2 protein-coding genes are annotated in these 1,253 nt (G+C 44.3%); both read right to left on the bottom strand.

The window, feature by feature from the left end:
- Positions 1-161 (bottom strand): SPFH domain-containing protein (locus tag R7E00_RS23935; protein ID WP_411978692.1); only part of this gene is annotated, 161 nt, incomplete at its 3' end.
- A gap of 160 nt (positions 162-321) precedes the next feature.
- Positions 322-1,176 carry a thioredoxin family protein gene (locus R7E00_RS23940; RefSeq protein WP_005454528.1) on the bottom strand — a complete coding sequence of 285 codons (855 nt, stop codon included), beginning with the start codon at positions 1,174-1,176 and terminating at the stop codon, positions 322-324.
- Positions 1,177-1,253: the final 77 nt, after the last annotated feature.

A 1,253-nucleotide genomic window follows, 5' to 3' on the forward strand; every position in this document is an offset into this window, starting at 1 on the left:
GGAATGATCAAGTTTAAACCCGGCTTTAATGTGTGGGTGTAGCGTCCGAAGCGTTCAACTGTCCAGTTGTTTCCTTGTGGAACCGTTTTGATGGCTGAAGACAAGATAACGACAGCGAGGACGACGAAAATACCGATAGTGATCAGTGAATCGATAGGCATGATTTATTCCCTTGAGTGCATAATAACTGATTCATTTTTACGCATTTTTGGGTTGTAGACAATCGAAGATGTTGAGAAGAAACGATAGCGGGGCGATTTTAGGCAAAACAAAGGCCGGATTTCCGGCCTTTATTGTCTTATTTTTAGAGGTGTTCTGCGCTTAGTACAAGATGGAGTACAGCTGGCGACGATATTTACTTGCAATAGCGTTGCCTTGTCCTAATGCGCTTAGGATATCCATAAAGGTCTTCTTCACTTCGCCATCTTGCGCGCCTAGGTTTACTTTTAAAATGTTCCAAAGTAGCTCTAGCGCTTCTTCATCACGACCCACTTGGTTGTATTGTACTGCTAGCTCACATGCCAATTCGAAATTGTCTGGGTTAGCTGCCAACTCTTGTTCCAAGCGCTTTAATTCTGGACTTTCAGCCGCTTGCTGATGCAGTTCCAGTTTCGCGATTAAGCTTTTGTAAGAGTTGTCTTGATACTCCAGTGGGATGGTTGCTAACAACTCTTGTGCTAATTCGAATTGTTTGGTTTCTAGCAAACAATCGGCTTTCGCTAATTTTACATCACCGCGTGATTGCAGTTCATCTGACAGCGTTTGAATGACGTTCAGAGCTTGTGCATGTTCGCCTTGTTGAAGCAGTTCGCTTACTTGCTTCAATAGTTGCTCGTCAGGGCTTGGCAAATGTTTTTGTAGCATTGCGCCAATCGCTTCGATTGGTTGAGGCCCGCCTAAGCCATCGACCGCTTGTCCATTAACAAACAACGCGATTGTTGGCAGTACTTGAACACCAAATTGGGAAGCAAGCGCTGGTTGATCTTCACAGTTCAGCAGAGCCAATGTAAAAGCACCATTGTACTGTTGAGTGAGAGCTTGCAACTCAGGTAGCACTTGTGCGCTTTCTGGTTGAGCGTTGGCCCAAAAATGAATCAGAACGGGCGTGTTCATTGATCCTTCAAGCACTTCTCTAAAATTCTGTTCTGTTAACTCAACGATAAATGGGGATTGCATCTGAGTGTCCTTGCTTTTAATTCAGGTCGATGTCTGTAGATATGGAGCTAATTGAATGGAAAATCAAGCGGGTCGAG

The organism is Vibrio sp. Vb1755, from assembly GCF_033338635.1.
GTDB classification, from domain to species: Bacteria; Pseudomonadota; Gammaproteobacteria; order Enterobacterales; family Vibrionaceae; genus Vibrio; species Vibrio alginolyticus.

Excerpts from the sequence above, each read along its gene's own strand:
- R7E00_RS23940 (WP_005454528.1), bottom strand. The coding sequence starts at position 1,176 with ATGCAATCCCCATTTATCGTTGAGTTAACAGAACAGAATTTTAGAGAA.